The 17,850-nt window shown below is 45.7% G+C and carries 16 protein-coding genes; 13 read left to right on the forward strand and 3 right to left on the reverse strand.

Annotated features, from left to right (window positions below):
* The first annotated feature begins 401 nt into the window (after positions 1-401).
* The 5 genes from HP401_RS35265 to HP401_RS35285 all read left to right on the forward strand — a co-directional run bounded on the left by HP401_RS35265 (position 402) and on the right by HP401_RS35285 (position 4,592).
* On the forward strand, positions 402-968 hold the full coding sequence (locus HP401_RS35265) for a DUF3221 domain-containing protein (protein ID WP_173607357.1): 567 nt from the start codon (positions 402-404) through the stop codon (positions 966-968).
* A 42-nt stretch (positions 969-1,010) separates the two neighbouring features.
* Positions 1,011-1,259, forward strand: coding sequence for a hypothetical protein (locus HP401_RS35270; protein ID WP_173607358.1), 249 nt, complete (start codon positions 1,011-1,013; stop codon positions 1,257-1,259).
* 76 nt (positions 1,260-1,335) lie between these two features.
* Complete coding sequence (locus HP401_RS35275) at positions 1,336-1,644, forward strand: YfjL-like protein (RefSeq protein ID WP_015890935.1); 309 nt, start codon at positions 1,336-1,338, stop codon at positions 1,642-1,644.
* Between the two features lie 395 nt (positions 1,645-2,039).
* Complete coding sequence (locus HP401_RS35280) at positions 2,040-3,785, forward strand: ABC transporter ATP-binding protein (protein ID WP_173607359.1); 1,746 nt, start codon at positions 2,040-2,042, stop codon at positions 3,783-3,785.
* Between the two features lie 21 nt (positions 3,786-3,806).
* Positions 3,807-4,592 carry an IucA/IucC family C-terminal-domain containing protein gene (locus HP401_RS35285; RefSeq protein WP_309145168.1) on the forward strand — a complete coding sequence of 262 codons (786 nt, stop codon included), beginning with the start codon at positions 3,807-3,809 and terminating at the stop codon, positions 4,590-4,592.
* Positions 4,593-4,679: 87 nt separating this feature from the next.
* Here the strand turns inward: HP401_RS35285 and HP401_RS35290 are convergent, their stop codons facing one another.
* The 3 genes from HP401_RS35290 to HP401_RS35300 are packed head-to-tail and all read right to left on the reverse strand — an operon-like array spanning position 4,680 to position 9,284.
* Positions 4,680-4,817, reverse strand: coding sequence for a hypothetical protein (locus tag HP401_RS35290; protein WP_173607360.1), 138 nt, complete (start codon positions 4,815-4,817; stop codon positions 4,680-4,682).
* Positions 4,818-4,824: 7 nt separating this feature from the next.
* Positions 4,825-7,683, reverse strand: a complete 2,859-nt coding sequence (locus HP401_RS35295; RefSeq protein ID WP_173607361.1) for a DEAD/DEAH box helicase — start codon at positions 7,681-7,683, stop codon at positions 4,825-4,827.
* Positions 7,680-9,284 (reverse strand): SWIM zinc finger family protein, encoded by a 1,605-nt coding sequence (locus tag HP401_RS35300; RefSeq protein ID WP_173607362.1) that lies wholly within the window; start codon positions 9,282-9,284, stop codon positions 7,680-7,682. The genes HP401_RS35295 and HP401_RS35300 overlap by 4 nt, the downstream gene beginning before the upstream one ends.
* A gap of 237 nt (positions 9,285-9,521) precedes the next feature.
* Here HP401_RS35300 and HP401_RS35305 point away from each other — a divergent pair, with 237 nt between their 5' ends.
* The 8 genes from HP401_RS35305 to HP401_RS35340 all read left to right on the forward strand — a co-directional run bounded on the left by HP401_RS35305 (position 9,522) and on the right by HP401_RS35340 (position 17,839).
* On the forward strand, positions 9,522-10,376 hold the full coding sequence (locus tag HP401_RS35305; protein WP_173607363.1) for a DMT family transporter: 855 nt from the start codon (positions 9,522-9,524) through the stop codon (positions 10,374-10,376).
* Between the two features lie 101 nt (positions 10,377-10,477).
* Positions 10,478-11,362 carry a YitT family protein gene (locus HP401_RS35310; RefSeq protein WP_173607364.1) on the forward strand — a complete coding sequence of 295 codons (885 nt, stop codon included), beginning with the start codon at positions 10,478-10,480 and terminating at the stop codon, positions 11,360-11,362.
* A gap of 159 nt (positions 11,363-11,521) precedes the next feature.
* Positions 11,522-12,313 carry an IclR family transcriptional regulator gene (locus tag HP401_RS35315; protein WP_016740447.1) on the forward strand — a complete coding sequence of 264 codons (792 nt, stop codon included), beginning with the start codon at positions 11,522-11,524 and terminating at the stop codon, positions 12,311-12,313.
* Positions 12,313-13,266 carry an ABC transporter ATP-binding protein gene (locus tag HP401_RS35320; protein ID WP_173607365.1) on the forward strand — a complete coding sequence of 318 codons (954 nt, stop codon included), beginning with the start codon at positions 12,313-12,315 and terminating at the stop codon, positions 13,264-13,266. The genes HP401_RS35315 and HP401_RS35320 overlap by 1 nt, the downstream gene beginning before the upstream one ends.
* A 20-nt stretch (positions 13,267-13,286) precedes the next feature.
* The gene (locus tag HP401_RS35325) at positions 13,287-14,273 is read left to right on the forward strand and encodes an ABC transporter ATP-binding protein (protein ID WP_173607366.1); all 987 of its coding nucleotides are present in this window, start codon (positions 13,287-13,289) and stop codon (positions 14,271-14,273) included.
* Between the two features lie 70 nt (positions 14,274-14,343).
* On the forward strand, positions 14,344-15,924 hold the full coding sequence (locus HP401_RS35330; protein WP_173607367.1) for an ABC transporter substrate-binding protein: 1,581 nt from the start codon (positions 14,344-14,346) through the stop codon (positions 15,922-15,924).
* Between the two features lie 71 nt (positions 15,925-15,995).
* Positions 15,996-16,931: a nickel ABC transporter permease gene (nikB, locus tag HP401_RS35335; RefSeq protein ID WP_173607368.1), complete on the forward strand. Its 936-nt coding sequence runs from the start codon at positions 15,996-15,998 to the stop codon at positions 16,929-16,931.
* Positions 16,928-17,839 carry an ABC transporter permease gene (locus HP401_RS35340; RefSeq protein WP_173607369.1) on the forward strand — a complete coding sequence of 304 codons (912 nt, stop codon included), beginning with the start codon at positions 16,928-16,930 and terminating at the stop codon, positions 17,837-17,839. Before nikB ends, HP401_RS35340 begins: the two co-directional genes overlap by 4 nt.
* Positions 17,840-17,850 lie beyond the last annotated feature (11 nt).

Here is a 17,850-nt window from a genome sequence, read left to right on the forward strand (position 1 = left end):
TAGGAGGTGCTTTTTCCTTGTCTCAATTTACTGGGTCACTTCACTTGTACTCATTAGGGGATTTTCATGTAAACAGCAGGTTAATGTCCGGCAGGTGTGCTTATACCCACACGATCAATCAATCGCTTACTTTCATCATTAAGTCCGGTGATATATCAGTATCTCTCTATCTATTTTCTGAAAATTGAACAAGATGAAGCTGGTATTTCATATATACTTGAAGCAATGAGCTTAGCCCAGTTTTTTAAGAATGAGAATAGGCTTAAGCAGTGTTGGATTATCTACACAAACAACATAGATTTGAGCAAGGAAGAGCAAGGTTTGGTAAAACCCGAGATTTTAATTTCAGTGGTAGTGTAGAACGTTGAAATCAACTAATTGGAGGGAGAATAAGAAAGGAAATGAGCACATTGAAAAAGGCTTTGATATTAATCATTGCATCATTACTTATAACTGGATGTGCAACTAATCACAAGGATGTTGAAAAGCAAGCATTAACAGGATACGTAACTGAAAAAGATTTTGAAAAAAAAGCTCTCTTAGTTATAGAAAATGATGAAACCAAGACGAGCGATGAGAACTTATATGCAGCAGAGTGGTATTTCCCAAAAGAAGAAGCTGTATTCCTCGATAGCAAGGGGAATAACATCTCGTATGATGAAATCGAAGTTGGTCACACAGTATCTACATGGTCAACAACACCATCAGCACAATCTTATCCCAGTGGCGCAGAACTCAGTAAACTTGTAATTAATGAAGAAAGCAAAAATCCTATTAATCAAATGGATGAAAAAAGTGCGATTCAACACGCAATCAATTATTTAAAGAGCAAACATGATGACGGAATCATTATTAAAAGTGCAAGTGGACAGAAGGATTATTGGCAGATTAAAGCAACAGACTATGATCATAAAAAAGAAACTAATCTACAAATTCATGCACAAACTGGGGAAGTAAAAGAGTTTTAAAATTTGTACCCTGCTGCAACTAAAGAAAGGAGTGATGCATGCGTGATGGAGAGTACATTTATAGTTCGGTTGAATGAGGAATGTTTGTTTGGTGTAGATGCTGAGTACGCCTACGACTACCATTGGACTGTTGGTGTTGGGTATCTAGAAGATGGAACCGATAAATATCTCTATATTCAAGACAATGGAATTGGATACACGGATGGGACTTGGGATTGGTCGAAAGAACTGTACATTGACTACACAACAAACAAGCCAATTATTACTATAGTATCTTTAGAAGTTTCATGAGTCATTTAAATAAGGAGCAGGTGTTTCTGCTCTTATCATTCCATATAGATGGAGGGCATTCACCATTAAAAAAAAGATGATTTGGAGTGTAGTTAGTGTACTTAGTATTATATTAGTTTGGAACCTTTACACTATATTTTATGGAACATCTGGAGACAGGGCATTGGCTATTAACTATGCAACAGAGTATGTAAGTGAGAAGTATAATTTACCAATTGAGAGCTTAAGGACAGATGAGCCTACTTACAATTTCTCACATGGGACATATATGACAAAAGTCAGAAATACAAAAGCCCAAGAATCATATCTAATCAATGTTAAAATAACTTCCAATGGTGATATGCAGAGAATTGAAGAATACTCTAAGAATCCAGTAAGGGAATAATGTAAAAAATACCCTGAAAATTTTATAATACCAAGAAGCAAGTTTAATAAAAACAACCAAACTTTACATGCGTTAATGAGCACACGAGATGTACCTAGTGTAAGCAACAGTAAAGAATCGGTTCAAAACATCATGAATTGTGTAAAAGATGTTGATCTATTTACAGCACACAATCTCAGTATTAAGATTTGCACAAAGTGAAATTCAGGTTCGAACCTCTCATTCCTTGATGGAGAAGGAGGTTCGAGCCGTTTTTTTGTGCCAATGTGCTCGGCGAAGAAAAAAATTCCAATAAAGCATCGATATAAAAGACAAATCCATATATAATGAAAATGATTTTCAAAATCAAGCACTTGATACGATGTTGTTCTTGAGAGAGAGGAGTTGCTGCTTCAATGCTTCGCAGATTTTTTTCTTACTATCGGCCTTATCGTGGATTATTTATCCTCGACTTCACGTGTGCAGTATTCGTTGCTTTGTTGGAGTTGGGATTTCCGCTTGCAGTGAATATGGTTGTCGATCAACTACTTCCGAGCAAGGATTGGAACATGATTGTGTGGGCGTGCATTGGACTTTTGGCTTTGTATGGTCTGAACGCCGGGATGAACTATGTCGTCACGTACTGGGGACATATGCTTGGAATTAATATCGAGACGGATATGCGCAAGAAGCTGTACGACCATATTCAAAAGCTCTCGTTCCGTTTTTTCGATAATACCAAGACAGGGCATCTATTATCTCGCCTAACGAATGACTTGATGGAGATCGGGGAGGTGGCTCACCACGGTCCGGAAGATTTGTTTATCGCTGTGATGACGCTGATTGGTGCTTTTCTCCTGATGTTTAATATTAACGAAGAAATGGCGCTGCTTACGTTTTTGGTGATTCCGCTCTTGATATTCTTCGTTGTTCACTTCAACCGTAAAATGACGAAAGCGTTCCACCGTCTGTACGGCGACATGGCAGATTTCAACGCACGTGTTGAAGACAACGTAGGTGGAATGCGTGTCGTACAAGCGTTTGCCAACGAGCAATTTGAAAATAAAAGATTCGCAGAGAACAACCAGCGTTTTCGGATCACGAAGCTGTTATCCTACAAAATCATGGCCCAAAATATTTCCGTCAGTTACGTGCTGATGCGTTTAGTCAATTTGTTCGTCCTGATTTGCGGCAGCTGGTTTGTGATTCAAGGTGAATTGACCTACGGTGAATTTATCGCTTTCTTGCTGTTAACGAATGTATTTTTCCGTCCGTTGGAGAAAATTAATGCGATTATCGAGAGCTATCCAAAAGGGATTGCCGGCTTTAAGCGCTACATCGAAATCATGGACACAGCACCAGATATTGCGGATGCTCCAGATGCGATCCAGGTAGAGTCGTTGAAGGGCGATATCTCGTACAAGAATGTTTCGTTTAGCTATGACCAAGAGTCTTCTGTTTTGCAAAACATTGATTTAAACATCCGGGCGGGCGAGACCATTGCGTTTGTAGGCCCTTCTGGAGCAGGAAAAACCACGTTGTGCAGCCTCTTGCCGAGATTTTATGAGGTCGACGGGGGCAGCATCTCCATTGATGGAATGGATATTCGCGAAATCACGTTGGCGTCATTGCGCAGCCAAATCGGGATCGTTCAGCAAGATGTTTTCCTCTTTTCAGGGACGATTCGTGAAAATATCGTATATGGAAAACTGAATGCTTCGGAGGAAGAGATCTGGGAAGCAGCACGTCTGGCTAAGCTGGAAGAGTTTATCCGTTCTCAGTCTGCTGGTCTGGAGACGATCATTGGTGAACGCGGAGTCAAATTGTCCGGTGGTCAAAAACAAAGGCTGGCGATTGCGCGCATGTTCTTGAAAAACCCACCGATTCTGATTTTGGATGAAGCTACCTCTGCACTCGATACCGAAACGGAGGCGGCGATCCAGCAGTCCTTGCAGGAATTGTCCAAAGGGCGTACGACATTGGTGATCGCCCACAGACTGGCTACCATTAAAAATGCAGATCGCATCATCGTTGTGACGGAACAAGGCATTACGGAGCAAGGAAGTCATGATCAGCTCTTGGCTCGTGAAGGCATCTATAGCAGACTGTATCAAGCACAGTTCGGCACGTACCTCGACCAGTCAAACAGCGTTTTTTCTTGATAACAAATAGAGGGAGAGATCGTGTTGCAAGAATGGGATGACGATTTTATCGCACAGCGGTTTGCGATTACTTCAAATAAGAGACCCAATGCCTTATTTTCGATGAAGGCAAGAGATTTGGTAGACCCGACACATATGAATGAGCTTGTTCAAATCTATGCTCCGCTAATCAAGGCACATGAGCTGACTGCTGCTGGTACTTACATCAGCAGTTGGCTCACGAGCCCTTCTCTCGGTCTTTCGTACATGAGCTCTGTCTGGAATCGTGCACTGATCATGACGCTGGATCAGGTGACGATTGAATTGTTTTACGAGGAAGACTATCCGCAATTCTCCTTTGTGATCCAGGAATATCAGATCGTAGAAGCGCCAACCAGCGAAGCAGAGCGTATAATCTGGCTGAGGGAATGCTATCGTGCGTATTTCCAAGACTTCCTGCACCCGTTGCTCACGACGCTTGCAAAGGTAACAGGAAACCCCGAAGCGATGCTTTGGGGACAGCTCCCAACCAAGTTCAATTACTATATGGATGCTTTTGTGGCGTTGGTAGAACAGGATAGTATCAAGGAGCAAGTGAAGGCTGATTACGATGTCCTCTGTAATCAGTTGGAAGGCGAGAGCTTTGGATTGCAAAAAAATCCATTTCGCGTGAAAGTACGCTGGATTGAGGATATGCGTGATCCGCAAGGGAAAGTTCGGATCAAGAATCAATGCTGCTTGTACTATAAGACGGGGGAGCAAAAGTATTGTTATACCTGTCCGCGGATAAAAGAAGAAGAGCGCGCTCTGATGAGAATTCGTGCGTAGCTGACCCTCCCTTTACGGAGGGTTTGCTAACAAAATCAAACCCAAGGCTAGGGTCCATAACCGGATCAGGCCTTGGGTTTTTCACACTTACTCTTTCTTTGTTTGGTTATCGGAAAATTGCTGTTGAACAGCTTCCAAAAAACGCAGCCATGCCTCGGGCAGCTTGGGATCTTCTGTTGGACGGCGCAAAGTGGAATTGCCGTCGTTTTGTTTCACTCGCTCCATTCTCCATCTATCCTTTCGTATCTAGCCAATCATGGCGCAGGGTGAACAAGTCTCGCAGCTCTTCCGTTGATAGCTCTGTGATCCAGCTTTCACCCGTCCCGACAATTTGCTGGCTCAACGATAGCTTTCTCTCCATCATTTCATCGATGCGTTCCTCAATTGTCCCGAGTGAAATGAATTTGTAGACGTGAACATTGCGCTGCTGTCCTATGCGATGAGCACGGTCAGTGGCCTGATTTTCTACCGCAGGATTCCACCAGCGATCTACGTGAATGACGTGGTTGGCTTCCGTCAGGTTCAAGCCAGTTCCACCCGCGCGCAACGAAAGAATGAAGATGGCCCCGCGTTCATCGTCCGGAAGTGTCGGGTCTTGAAAACGAGCGATCATCTCATCGCGTTTTTCTTTTTTCGTTGCTCCATTTAGGAAGTAGACAGGTCCATAGCCTTCTCGCGTCAGCACCCGTTGAAGCATATTGCCCATTTGGATGTATTGGGTAAAAATCAGGCAACGCTCTTTCTTTTGGCGAATATCCTCCACCAATTCCAGCAGTCTTTCCAATTTGTGCGAACGACTGGCTTCATCTGTTGTTGCGATTTCATTCAAAATGAGCGCAGGATGGTCACACAGCTGTTTGAGACGTGTCAGTGTCGTCAGAATCAGACCGCGCCGCTCCATAGGGGAGGCTTTTTCCATTCGATCAAACATATCTTGAATCGCTGTCTCATAAAGTGCGCCTTGTTCGGTAGTCAGCGGTACGTATTCCTTGCTCTCATTCTTGTCCGGCAAGTCGAGCTGAATGTTCGGATCGGTTTTCACGCGACGGAGCAGGAAAGGCTGAATGAGTCGTTGCACTTGATTGATGAGCTGCTGGTCTTGGTCGCGTTCGATGGGATGGACAAAGCGCTGGGTAAATTCCCCGAGACTTCCCAAGTAGCCGGGATTCAAGAAATCAAAGATGGACCAGAGCTCACTCAGACGATTTTCGATCGGAGTGCCTGTGAGAGCGATCCGGTGCCATGCTTTCAAATCGCGCACAGCGGATGCTTGCTTTGTATAGGCGTTTTTAATATTTTGCGCCTCGTCGAGACAAATCGTATCCCATGTAACCATTCCTAGCTCCTGCTCATCCAAATGGGACAGGGCGTAGGAGGTAATCACCAGATCCGCTCCCTTGATCGCTGGCAAAAAGGCCTCCTTCTTTTGGCGATCATTACCATAATGAATCATCACCTGAAGAGAGGGGGCGAAGCGCTTCAGCTCTTTTTGCCAGTTACCTATGACGGAGGTCGGGCAGATTAAGAGAGAAGGAGTACTGGCTGGGCCATGTTGTTTGACATGAAGCAAATACGTAATAAATTGAACCGTTTTTCCCAATCCCATGTCATCAGCCAGACAAGCTCCCAACCCAAAGCGACGTAAAAAGAACAACCAAGAACTGCCCTCCAGCTGATAATGGCGCAACGTCCCGTGAAAAGTAGAGGGCTGCTCCATGATCGGGATGCGCTTTGTTTCTTGCAATTGATTCAACAGTTCTCGCAAATGCTGGTTTAGCTGAACTTCAACCGTTAGAGAAGTGTCGAAATCGAGCTCATCATCGGGTAGCTCCTCAACCTCTACAGTGGGGGCGAGGTGCATTCTCATGACATCGCGAAGGGACATGCCGTTTTTCGCTTGGTTTTTCTTGAGCGCTTCCTGTAGCTGCAAGAATAGATCGGGAGTCAATTGCACCCAATGCCCGCGAATTTTCAACAGGCGCTGCTTTTGTTTAATGAGTTCCTCAAATTCCTCTTCGCTGAGCTCTACAGGTCCCAAGGCGAGCTTCCATTCAAAATCCATGAGCTGGGAGACACCCAGGAACGACTGTCTGCTAGCCCCGACAGAGGTTGTAATCTTGGCTTTTAGCTTCGGTTTTACCCGACGCACTTGTTCCCACCATGCTGGCAAAAAGACGTGAATACCAGCTTGCACTAACTGTAAACTGCTCGAGGTCAAAAAGATCCATGCTTGCTCGTTCGTCAGTCGGGTGAGAAAACGGCTTTGATTCTCCTGGGTGTCTTTTTGCCAAGGGAGAATCTCTTTACATTTGGCTAGGTCCGTGAGAAAACGATTCCAGTGTTCACGCCAGTCAGCAGGGATGCGAGCGGTAGCTACTCCCTCAGCCGTCAACTGGTGTGGCTCAATGAGAAATAACTGATCTGGCTCTTCACGATTCTGCAAATACACGTGAAGTTGCCAGTCATTGGTGTGCTCCTCGGCCTCGATGATTTGCAAGCATGTGCGAAACGGTGTCGTATCTGGCAGCCAGCCTATGGATTGCAACCATTCCTGTTCCTGAAGGTGTGGAGAAAGCTCGGCGCCCATGACGTACAGAGCCGGGTAATGAGTCAATAGCTGCTCCCACTTTTGTGCTATCGCTCCAGTGCCTTGCAAGGATTCCTCCAAGACAAGCGAAAGCCACCTATGGCCATACTCCGGAAAATCGACGGGAGTATGCAGGGCTCTCCAGCCGATTTGTCCTTTTTTCCAAGAAGAAAAATCAGGGGCAAGGGAGCCTTGTGCGAGCGTATCACGGATCATTCCCGCTACATGCGTAAATTGTTCAAATGGCGTGCTGGATGAATAGGTCCGATGCAAAAGCCACTGGGGGGAGACGAAAAAGGAGAGGGCCTTGGCAGGACTAAGCAAGACGCCTTGCTCGTTTTTGTCCAGGAAGGTTCCGTAATAAGATGACTCATCCCACGCAAACAGTGTTCCTGCCAATTCTTCTGGATCGACCACTGCTCCTTGTGTGTCTTTGCCAGTAATCAAGAATTGTCCGTCTGCCAAAAGCTCTCCATCTAGAACCAGTGTAGTGACGGTATTCATAAGTTGAAATTTCCTCTCCTTAGCTCTTCTTGAAAAGCACGTAACCGATTATGTTTGGCAGATAATTGTTCCACGTATCGTTCCCAGCGCGCATCTTGGTTGGCTCTGTTGTAAATCGTCCTTACCTTTTTCATGAGCTTGATCGCTTCTTTGTAGGCGGTTCGATTACGTTCCGCAATGAGTCTGTTCACCTCACGTAAATAGAAAGGGAAGAGCAGAGTCGGTTCTGTTTCCTCAATTTCTTTCACCTGCACGATCGAGATGTCTGCCATGGGCACTTGAAACGACATTTGCAAATCAATCCATTGCTGAAACTGTCGTTCTTCATATAAATAGGCGGCATATTCGTGATAACTACTCGGTAAGAACTGCTTCAGCTTAGCGCCACACTCGGCTGATCGTCCCACTCGCTGCATCGCTTCCTGCCAAATGGCGATAACGAGACGGTATTGCTGTGCCTCGGCTTGACCGATTAAGGACGTCAAAGAAGCAGTCCATTCGAGAAATCGTTGCCATTCGCCATTGCGAGCGAATGATTTCATATAGGACAAGTAGAAGGAGAGGTTCAAGCGGCTCATTTTTTTCCAGATTTGTAGAGCAGCTTCGTCCTCCTTTTCCATCACATGAAAGTGGGCACGGAGCAGTAGCCCTTTTTCCTTTTCGGCGGCAGAACTGTTTTCATCGTTAATGAGCTGATCCAGCACATGGATCTCCTCTTGCATCCACTCTGGATTCTTCAAGAGCATCCACCATAACATTTGATAGGCGAATATCCAGTAGAGAGAGGTGGCTTCGTTTTCTTTCAATTCCTTCGTCAGTTGAAGTGTATCGACGATGGCATCCTGATGGTGAGTCAAGAGAGCTGGGATATCAGCAAAGTACAATGTCCCTTCTAATTGGTCCAATAACCGCTCGGCGGTCTGAACCAAATCCAGGAACCAGTATGATTGGCGGTACGTTTTGACGTATTGTGTTAGCTTCATGAGATGAAACAGATTGGCATGAATGACAAAGAGCTGTGCCCGATCCTTCGGCCACGAGGCAGCAACACTCAGTACATTTTGATAGCTCGATAATAACTCAGAGGAAGCCCGATACGATTCCATGGCCGCAAACAGATTGCGTGTCCAGCTCTCAAAAAATGCCCACCATTCTTTGACGGAGCTGTTCGCGGTAAGCGCCGAGGAAATAGACGCTGTATCCTGCTGAGCAGGAGCGGTATGGCTGTATTTATAAGTAGGAATCAGCAGATGAGGAGAAAAAGTAGCTCGCCTTGGTTGTTGGGAGCGGGTCAAAAATGTACGAGGATTCTCGAACACACTGTACATCTGAAAAAAGGTGGCAGCAATATGCTTGCAAATACGCGAATAAGGGCAGGTACACGTACTGTTTTGAACCGTTTCCATATCGAGGCGAACATGATACACCTCAGAACCTTGAACATCACTCGTCAAATACTGGCCTTGTTCTACGCGTGTATTAAAGACGACGCCATCTGAAAAGTACGTATAGCCCCGTTCAATAATGTGTCCTTCGACGGCAATTAGGATTTGCTCGCCTACCTGTATCGCTTGTTCCCGAGTCAACTCTCTTTGCAACATGTAGTCAGATCCTCCGAACGAAGTGTCATCCCTCCATTATAACCCAAAATGCGGAGAATGGAAAAAGATGCGTGTGTTCACAGGGGCAATAAAATGGTTTGGGCTATTAGCAGAAACAATGCTTAATTTTTCCGGGGACTGGGTGTATACTGTACACGTCGAATAAAAAGCAACTAAACGCAATGTGTTTGATTGCCTTTAGTTGTGTTTGCACAACATGAGAGAGAAGGGGCACACATGCTATCGATTTCGATTCTGCTCGTATTATCGTCAGGTCTTGCGCATGCAGTCTGGAACCTGTTCACGAAAAAAAGTGAGAACAAAATGGCGTTTCTTTGGTTGATTACCTTGCCAACAACCGTGATCCTCTTGCCTGTTCTCCTTTGGGAATTGATGCACGTACAATTGACATGGTCTTTGGTTCTTTTTCTGTCTATGTCCTTTTTCTTTCAAGGATGCTATACCTTATTGATTTCAAAGGCGTATACATACGGGGATATCTCACAGGTTTACCCCATCATGAGGGGAACGGGGACGCTTCTCATTCCGTTTTTTAGCGCCATTTTCTTTCAAGAGTATTTATCGGTACCAGGATGGCTGGGGGTCATTTGCATCGTGATCGGAGTCTTCGCCATTAGCGGGATGATAGGGCCAAATCGTCAGGCACAACCAGTGAATCCGCTCGCCCTGCGATACGCTGTTGCTGTTGGGCTATGCATTACAGGGTACACGTTAACCGACAAGCAAATCGTCCAACAATTGTCTCCATTCGCTTTATTGGAAATAACGAACTTTGCCTGTCTGATTGTCGCTGGGGGCTTCGTTTGGAAGAAGGGACTCATCCGCCGTGAGTGGCAAAAAAACTGGCAAACGATTGTACTCGGTGCCATCCTGTCACCAGGTTCGTATTTATTGTTTTTGTTTGCCATGACATTGGCACCGCTGGCAGCTATTGCGCCCATTCGTGAGGTAAGTACGGTTTTTGGTACGCTCCTCGGGGTCTTCTTGTTAAAGGAGCGACAACGCATATGGCGTCTGTCTATGTCGTTGATGATCACGATGGGCATTATTTCCATTGCGGTTTGGGGCTAAAGGATGATACAGAGTCGGTTGGGAGAATTCCTGGCTGGCTATTTTTTTTACTACCTGGGAAAGATGAAGGGGTAAGAAAATAACGGCTAAGGATGATCAAAATGGATGCAAAAGCAATTGCTCCGATCACTCATAAGCGGAAGAAAAAAAGAAGAATCGCAGTAAGAACTCTCGGGATCATCATTGGAGCCTTGTTGGTGGCAGTCGGACTGGAAATCTTTCTGGTTCCAAACAACATCATTGACGGTGGTGTTACCGGCGTTTCCATTATGGTCTCAAAGCTGACGGGAGGCCCACTCGGCTTATTTTTATTCCTGTTGAACCTGCCCTTTTTACTTATTGGCTACAAGCAAATTGGCAAGACCTTTGCCGTCTCTACGCTATTCGGTGTCGTCGTGATGTCGTTGGGGACGAGCTACCTCCATCATGTTCCGAGCTTGACGGACGATTTGCTTCTCTCTGCTGTTTTTGGTGGGATCATCATAGGGATCGGTGTGGGACTTGTCATTCGCGCGGGCGGTTCCTTGGATGGAACGGAAATTGTTGCGATCCTGATGACGAGGAAAAGTCCGTTTTCGGTCGGCGAAATGGTGATGTTTTTTAACATTTTTATTCTAGGCAGTGCCGGCTTCATTTTTGGATGGGACCGGGCCATGTACTCGTTAATTGCGTACTATATCGCTTATAAAATGATCGATATTACGATGGTCGGACTCGAACAATCCAGATCAGTATGGATCATCAGTGATTATCCAGCCGAAATTGGCGATGCGTTAACGGCGAGACTGGGGAGGGGAATTACCTATTTGAATGGGGAAGGTGGCTACTCCGGAGACGTTAAAAAAGTCATCTTCTGTGTCATTACCCGATTGGAAGAAGCGAAGCTAAAATCCATCGTGGAGGAAATCGATTCCTCTGCATTTTTGGCAATCGGTCATATTCACGATGTTTCTGGTGGACGGTTTAAGAAAAAGAATATTCACTAAAACCTTACGTACAAAATACCCCTGAGCCAGTAGGTAAAACGACCTGATTGCGAAGGGGTAAAAATATATTGACGAAAATAACAGAATTCATTTAATATTGTGTCATGCCAAAATACAAAATAACGTTCCGTATTTTGGGACAGTTGAATGGTGATGAAAATGGACAAAACAGAAAAAACGGCAAACCGAAGTGTGTTAAAAACGCTAGAGTTTCTCGAATATTTTATCCAAAACAGTGAATTAAGCCTGGCTGAGCTTGTCGAGTTGTCAGATATGCCGAAGAGTACGGTATTTCGAATTCTTCAGACGTTGGAAATGCGCGGCTTTGTCTCCAAAACGACCACTCATAATCCGCCTAAATACCAATTGGGATTGAAGCTGCTGGAGTTTGGGAACATTGTTGCCCAACGGCTGGAGATCAGGAAAATCGCGCTCCCGTATATGCTGCAGCTACGGGATACGGTGGATGAGGCAGTCAACTTGATTATTCGTGATCAAGACGAAGGGGTTTACATCGAAAAAGTCGATACCCGCCAGTATGTTCGTGTATATACGCAGGTAGGTAGAAAATCACCGTTGTACGCAGGGGCATGCCCGCGCATTTTACTCTCATTTCTGCCGGATCATGAGATCGAAGAATTGTTGAACCGGGTAGACATGAAGAAAATCTCACCAGACACAAATACAGACAAAGATCTGCTATGGCAATGGATTCACGATGCACGTGAAAACGGCTATACAGTCAGCTACGGTGAATTGGAGCCGGATTCCGCAGCAATTGCTGTACCTATTCGAGATTTTACGGGACAAGTTATAGCTGGCTTGAGCTTGGCTGGAGCTACATCACGCTTTCAGCCAGATCGATTGGAATATTTGGTACAGGAGACAAAAGCGGTAGCGAATAAAATCATGAGCAAGCTGGGCTATTCAGATGCAAAGGCGGGACTTTGATGCTGGAAATCAAAAATCTTCAGACGAGATTCCGAACCGATAATGGAGAAATTACCGTTTTGGATGGCGTTAGTTTTCAAATCAACAAAGGTGAGACGATTGGAGTAGTAGGGGAGTCGGGTTGTGGGAAAAGTGTCACCTCACTATCCATCATGGGGCTTCTGCCGAGAACCGCGCGAATCACTGGAGGAGAGATCCTGTACAACGGTGAAAATCTGGTTGCCTTTTCCAAGGATCAGATGAGGAAGGTACGGGGAAAAGAGATCGCGATGATTTTTCAAGAACCGATGACCTCACTCAATCCGGTTTATACAATCGGGGCTCAGATCATGGAGCTCATCTTGAATCATACAAGTATGAACAAAAAACAAGCCAAAGAGCATGCGATCCAAATGCTGAAGCTGGTCGGGATTCCGAGAGCGGAAGAAATCGTTGATGAGTATCCGCATCAGCTATCTGGCGGGATGAGGCAGCGTGTGATGATCGCGATGGCGATGTCCTGTAGTCCATCTCTATTGGTTGCAGATGAGCCTACAACCGCACTCGACGTGACCATTCAGGCGCAGATTCTTGACCTGATGAGAGAGCTACAGCAGAAGAGCGAGATGACCATTATGCTGATCACGCACGATCTTGGTGTGGTAGCAGAGATGTGTGATCGGGTGGTCGTCATGTATGCAGGGCAAGTCGTAGAGGAAGCCGAGGTAGAAAAGCTATTTGCTACTCCAAAGCATCCGTACACGGTCGGTTTGTTGGGCTCGATCCCGGATATGGACACAGAACAGGAGTATTTGTTTACGATTGGCGGGACCGTTCCCAGTCCAGGTCAGATGCCCCCAGGATGCCGTTTTGCTGAACGATGCCAGAAGGCTTTTGACAAATGCTACGAGCAAGCTCCACCGTTATTCGATCTGAATGATGGTACAAAAAGCAGATGCTGGCTGTATGAGTAAGCGTAAAGGATGTGAATCTTTTGGAAAAATCAGAATCTACTCCCTTGCTTGAGGTGAGAGGGTTAAAAAAATACTTTCCGATTCGTAGTGGATTCATGAAGAAGATAACGAATCACGTCAAAGCTGTTGACGATCTCTCTTTTACCGTTGCAACGGGGGAGACGCTCGGAATTGTAGGTGAATCCGGTTGCGGGAAGTCAACCACAGGCAGAGCCATTCTACGATTGCTCGAGCCTACGGGTGGCGAAGTGATTTTTCAAGGAGAGAATTTAGCGGCCCTTTCCCCAAATGAGATGAGGATGAAGCGAAAGGATTTGCAAATCATTTTCCAAGACCCGTTCGCCTCACTCAATCCGCGAATGACAGTTGGGGAGATCATTGAAGAGCCGATGATCATATTCGAACTGTATGAAACGTCAAAAGAACGCAAGGAAAAAGTAGCGGAATTGATGCAAGTTGTCGGTCTGAAACCAGAAAATTCCGAACGCTTTCCCCATGAGTTTAGTGGTGGTCAGCGCCAGCGGATCGGCATTGCACGTGCGCTAGCGCTTAATCCCAAGCTGATTGTGGCAGATGAGCCAGTATCTGCGCTCGATGTATCAATTCAATCACAGGTATTGAACCTGATGAGAGATTTGCAAAAGCAATACGGACTCACTTACATATTCATCTCTCACAACTTGAGTGTCGTGAAGCATTTTTGCGACAGGATCGGCGTGATGTATTTGGGACGGATGGTTGAGCTGGCACCCAAAAATGCTCTTTATGAAGAGCCGCTGCATCCTTATACGCGCTCATTACTGTCCGCCGTTCCGATTGCCAAGCCAAAAACGAAGCGAGAGCGCATCATCTTGACTGGAGATGTACCGAGTCCTGCGAACCCTCCGAGTGGCTGCACGTTCCATACGCGCTGTCCGGATTGTATGGAAATTTGCAAAACGGACAAGCCCGAATTTCAATCGATGGGTGATGGTCGATATGTTGCCTGTCATTTGTATAACCAATAGGAACAAATGACGGCTATCATATTTTTTTCAACATGAATTCCAGAACGCAAAGAAAAAAGGGGGACTTGTTTTGAAAAAGAAGGTAGGTATAACCGCTTGCTCCGCATTACTCTTGCTAGCTGCTGCTTTGGGTGGATGTTCGGGTAAGTCAACAGACACGAGCACACAGGCAAATCCGCAATCAAAGACAGAAGCGCAAGCTCCGGCAAAAAATGAACTTACACTTGGTGTGAATGGAGATCCGCACTCTTGGGATCCGATTGATACGTTTTTACTTGATTGGAGTACGGTAGCAACCTCTGTGTTTGAAGGCTTAGTCGAGCGTACCACTGACTTGAAAATCCAGCCAGGACTTGCTGAATCGTGGGAGTTCAAGGATGACAAGACCCTTCAGTTTAAACTTCGTAAAGGAGTTACCTTCCACAACGGCGAGCCATTCAACGCGGAAGCAGTGAAATTTACATTTGATCGCCTGCTTGGTGAAGAAGGAAAAAAAGGACCACAGCAAGCGAACTATGCTTCGATTGAACGTGTAGAAGTGGTAGACGAGTTTACAGTCAACATGATTCTCAAGGAAAAAGATCCTGTACTCCTTACAAAGCTGGCAGGTTATGGTGGTGTGATCGTTCCGCCTAAGTATTACAAGGAAAAAGGGGACGAGTACTTTAACACGCATCCAGTAGGTACGGGTCCTTTCAAAATGGATAGCTATGAAAAAGATAACAAGGTTGTACTGGTGAAAAACGAAAGCTATTGGAAGCAAGGTCAACCGAAGCTGGAAAAAGTAACGTTCCGTTTTATTCCAGAAGCAACTACACGTCTAGCTGAAATGCAAACAGGTGCGATCGACATTATGAAAAAAGTCGAGATTAGCCAAACAGAATCCATCAAGGGCATGTCTGATCTTGAACTGATGCAAGTCGGGTCGCCAACCGTTTATTCGATTCGATTCAATACATCGATGAAGCCAGTCGACAATGTAAAAGTCCGTGAAGCGATTGCTTACGCGATTGATGCAGACTTGATTATCGAAACGCTGCTCGGCGGATATGGTAAGCGCGTCAATTCCTTCCAAAGCGATATGTCTTTCGGCTATGATCCTAACCTGCCATTACGTAAATATGATCCAGAAAAAGCAAAACAACTGCTTGCAGAAGCAGGTGTGAAGGAAGGAACTGAGCTTGATCTCTTCCTCCCGGGTACAGATGCTACGTTTAAAGAGGTAGCACAAGCGATCGAAATGCAATTAGGCCAAGTCGGTCTCAAGGTGAAGCTGAATCTGGTGGACGCCTCCACATTTACTTCTGACCTCATCCCGAAAGGAAAAGCAGGACATATGTACCGGAATGGCTGGGGTGGATGGACGCTCGACTTTGATAATACTGCCTATCTGATGTATCACAAAGGCGAGTTCTGGAACCCTGATTTCTATGACGAAAAAGTAGAGGAGCTCTTGAAAACAGAACGCTCCACGTTTGACCAAGAAAAGCGTATGGCAGCATTTAAAGAGCTGAATCAACGCCTGTATGAGCTAGTCCCAGATGTACCGCTCTATCAAACGATCAACCTGTGGGCAGTAAACAAACGAGTAAAAGGCTTCCAACCTCCGACAGATGAACGTATCGATTTGCGCGAAGCATCGGTTGAATAAGGAAAGTTTTGAACAGGGGGAGTAGAAGATGTCTCTTCTATTCCCTTCATTTTTGATAAAGGAGGAGCGGGATGGCAGCCTTTTTAATTAGACGTCTACTACATAGTGTTTTTGTCGTTCTTGCTATTACTCTTGTCATTTTTGTCCTGGTGCGAATGACTGGTGACCCAGTATCGATCATGTTTCAAGCAGGAGAGCCTACCAAAGAGGCAATTACTGAGCTTCGGAAAAATCTCGGTCTGGACGAGCCCGTTTATGTACAGTTCGGGCTTTATTTAAAAGATATGTTTACCGGCAACTTTGGCACCTCGTTCCGAACGGGTGAGAGCGTGATCGACATGATGAATGAGAAGATGGGAGCAACTTTGCTGCTTGCCTTCGGGGGAATGTTTGTCGCTCTGTTGATTGCGATTCCAGTAGGGATCATTTCCGCTGTTTACAGAGGCAGCGTAGCTGACTTTTTCGGACGCATTTTTTCATTGCTAGGAATCTCTTTTCCTAACTTTTGGCTAGGGATTATGTTAATCATCATATTTGCCGTTAAGCTGGGCTGGTTTCCTGCTTCTGGTTATGAAGGTCTGGAGTATTTGGTTCTGCCTTCCGTTGCACTCGGACTCATCTTGTCAGGAATTTTGGCTCGATTGGTTCGCTCTTCCATGCTGGAGGTAATGAATCAGCAATATATCAATACGGCCCGTTCCAAAGGGATCAAGGAATGGCTTGTCATCATCAAGCATGGCTTGCGAAACGCATTAATCCCAACGGTAACCTTTATTGGATTGCAATTTGGAACGTTGTTGGGCGGTACCGTGATAATTGAGCAAGTATTTTCATGGCCAGGTATCGGGCGTATGCTGATCGATGCGATATCGCAACGCGACTTTCCCGTGATTCAAGGCTCTGTCATTATCTTGTCTTTTTTGATGATCTTCGTGAATCTGTTGGTTGATATCAGTTATGGCTTTATTGATCCACGTATTAGGCAGGGAGGAGGAAAAAGCGAATGACGACAGCGACGGTTCCAAACAATCAGACCAATCCACCAATCAAAAAACGTGGAAAATGGAGCAAGATGGGCAGAAGATTCGCTCGAAATCCGTGGGCAATGACGGGGATGTTCTTGCTTATGCTTGCCGTCGTATCCGCACTTTTTGCACCGATAATTGCCCCATCCACTCCTGATAAAGCTGATTTGCGTGCACGGTTGGTTGCACCCTCGTGGATGGACGATACGGGGAAATACGAGCATTTGCTGGGTACGGATCAGGTCGGACGTGACTTGCTGAGCCGAATCATTTACGGAGCGCGAATATCGTTATTGGTTGGTGTCGTATCCGTACTGATTTCCTTAGTTATCGGGGTGATATTGGGCCTCATCGCAGGTTTTTACGGGCGCTGGGTAGATGATCTGTTAATGCGCTTGGCAGATGTACAGCTGGCATTCCCTTTCATTTTGTTTGCGATTATCGTCATGACGGTCTTTGGGGCAGGTCTATGGAAGCTCATCCTTGTTCTGGGGATCAGTAACTGGGTAGGCTTTGCGCGACTGGTTCGAGGACAGGTCATGAGTGTAAAAGAAATGGAATACGTCCAGGCTGCCAAAGCAATCGGGGCTACGAATTTGCGGATCATCAGAAAACATGTCCTGCCAAACGTTTCTTCTTCGATCATCGTATTGGCAACGCTAAATGTAGCCACCAACATTTTGTTGGAAGCATCGTTGACGTTTATTGGATTGGGTGTAGACCCTTCGATTCCTACATGGGGCGGCATGCTGGCAGACGGTCGCAACTATCTGGAGACGGCATGGTGGGTTGCTACTTTCCCTGGCATCGCCATTATGATTACGGTGTTTGGAATTAACCTGCTGGGCGATTGGCTGCGGGATGAGCTAGATCCAAATCTGCGCGTGTAAGGGGGCTAACC

Source organism: Brevibacillus sp. HB2.2 (genome assembly GCF_013284275.1).
In the GTDB taxonomy this organism is placed as follows: domain Bacteria; phylum Bacillota; class Bacilli; order Brevibacillales; family Brevibacillaceae; genus Brevibacillus; species Brevibacillus brevis_D.

What these genes read in the sequence shown, in the direction of transcription:
- HP401_RS35265 (WP_173607357.1), top strand. Translation starts at nt 402, where the DNA reads ATGAGCACATTGAAAAAGGCTTTGATATTAATCATTGCATCATTACTT.
- HP401_RS35275 (WP_015890935.1), top strand. Translation starts at nt 1,336, where the DNA reads ATGATTTGGAGTGTAGTTAGTGTACTTAGTATTATATTAGTTTGGAAC.
- HP401_RS35280 (WP_173607359.1), top strand. Translation starts at nt 2,040, where the DNA reads ATGCTTCGCAGATTTTTTTCTTACTATCGGCCTTATCGTGGATTATTT.
- HP401_RS35290 (WP_173607360.1), bottom strand. Translation starts at nt 4,817, where the DNA reads ATGGAGCGAGTGAAACAAAACGACGGCAATTCCACTTTGCGCCGTCCA.
- HP401_RS35295 (WP_173607361.1), bottom strand. Translation starts at nt 7,683, where the DNA reads ATGAATACCGTCACTACACTGGTTCTAGATGGAGAGCTTTTGGCAGAC.
- HP401_RS35300 (WP_173607362.1), bottom strand. Translation starts at nt 9,284, where the DNA reads ATGTTGCAAAGAGAGTTGACTCGGGAACAAGCGATACAGGTAGGCGAG.
- HP401_RS35305 (WP_173607363.1), top strand. Translation starts at nt 9,522, where the DNA reads ATGCTATCGATTTCGATTCTGCTCGTATTATCGTCAGGTCTTGCGCAT.
- HP401_RS35310 (WP_173607364.1), top strand. Translation starts at nt 10,478, where the DNA reads ATGGATGCAAAAGCAATTGCTCCGATCACTCATAAGCGGAAGAAAAAA.
- HP401_RS35315 (WP_016740447.1), top strand. Translation starts at nt 11,522, where the DNA reads ATGGACAAAACAGAAAAAACGGCAAACCGAAGTGTGTTAAAAACGCTA.
- HP401_RS35320 (WP_173607365.1), top strand. Translation starts at nt 12,313, where the DNA reads ATGCTGGAAATCAAAAATCTTCAGACGAGATTCCGAACCGATAATGGA.
- nikB (WP_173607368.1), top strand. Translation starts at nt 15,996, where the DNA reads ATGGCAGCCTTTTTAATTAGACGTCTACTACATAGTGTTTTTGTCGTT.
- HP401_RS35340 (WP_173607369.1), top strand. Translation starts at nt 16,928, where the DNA reads ATGACGACAGCGACGGTTCCAAACAATCAGACCAATCCACCAATCAAA.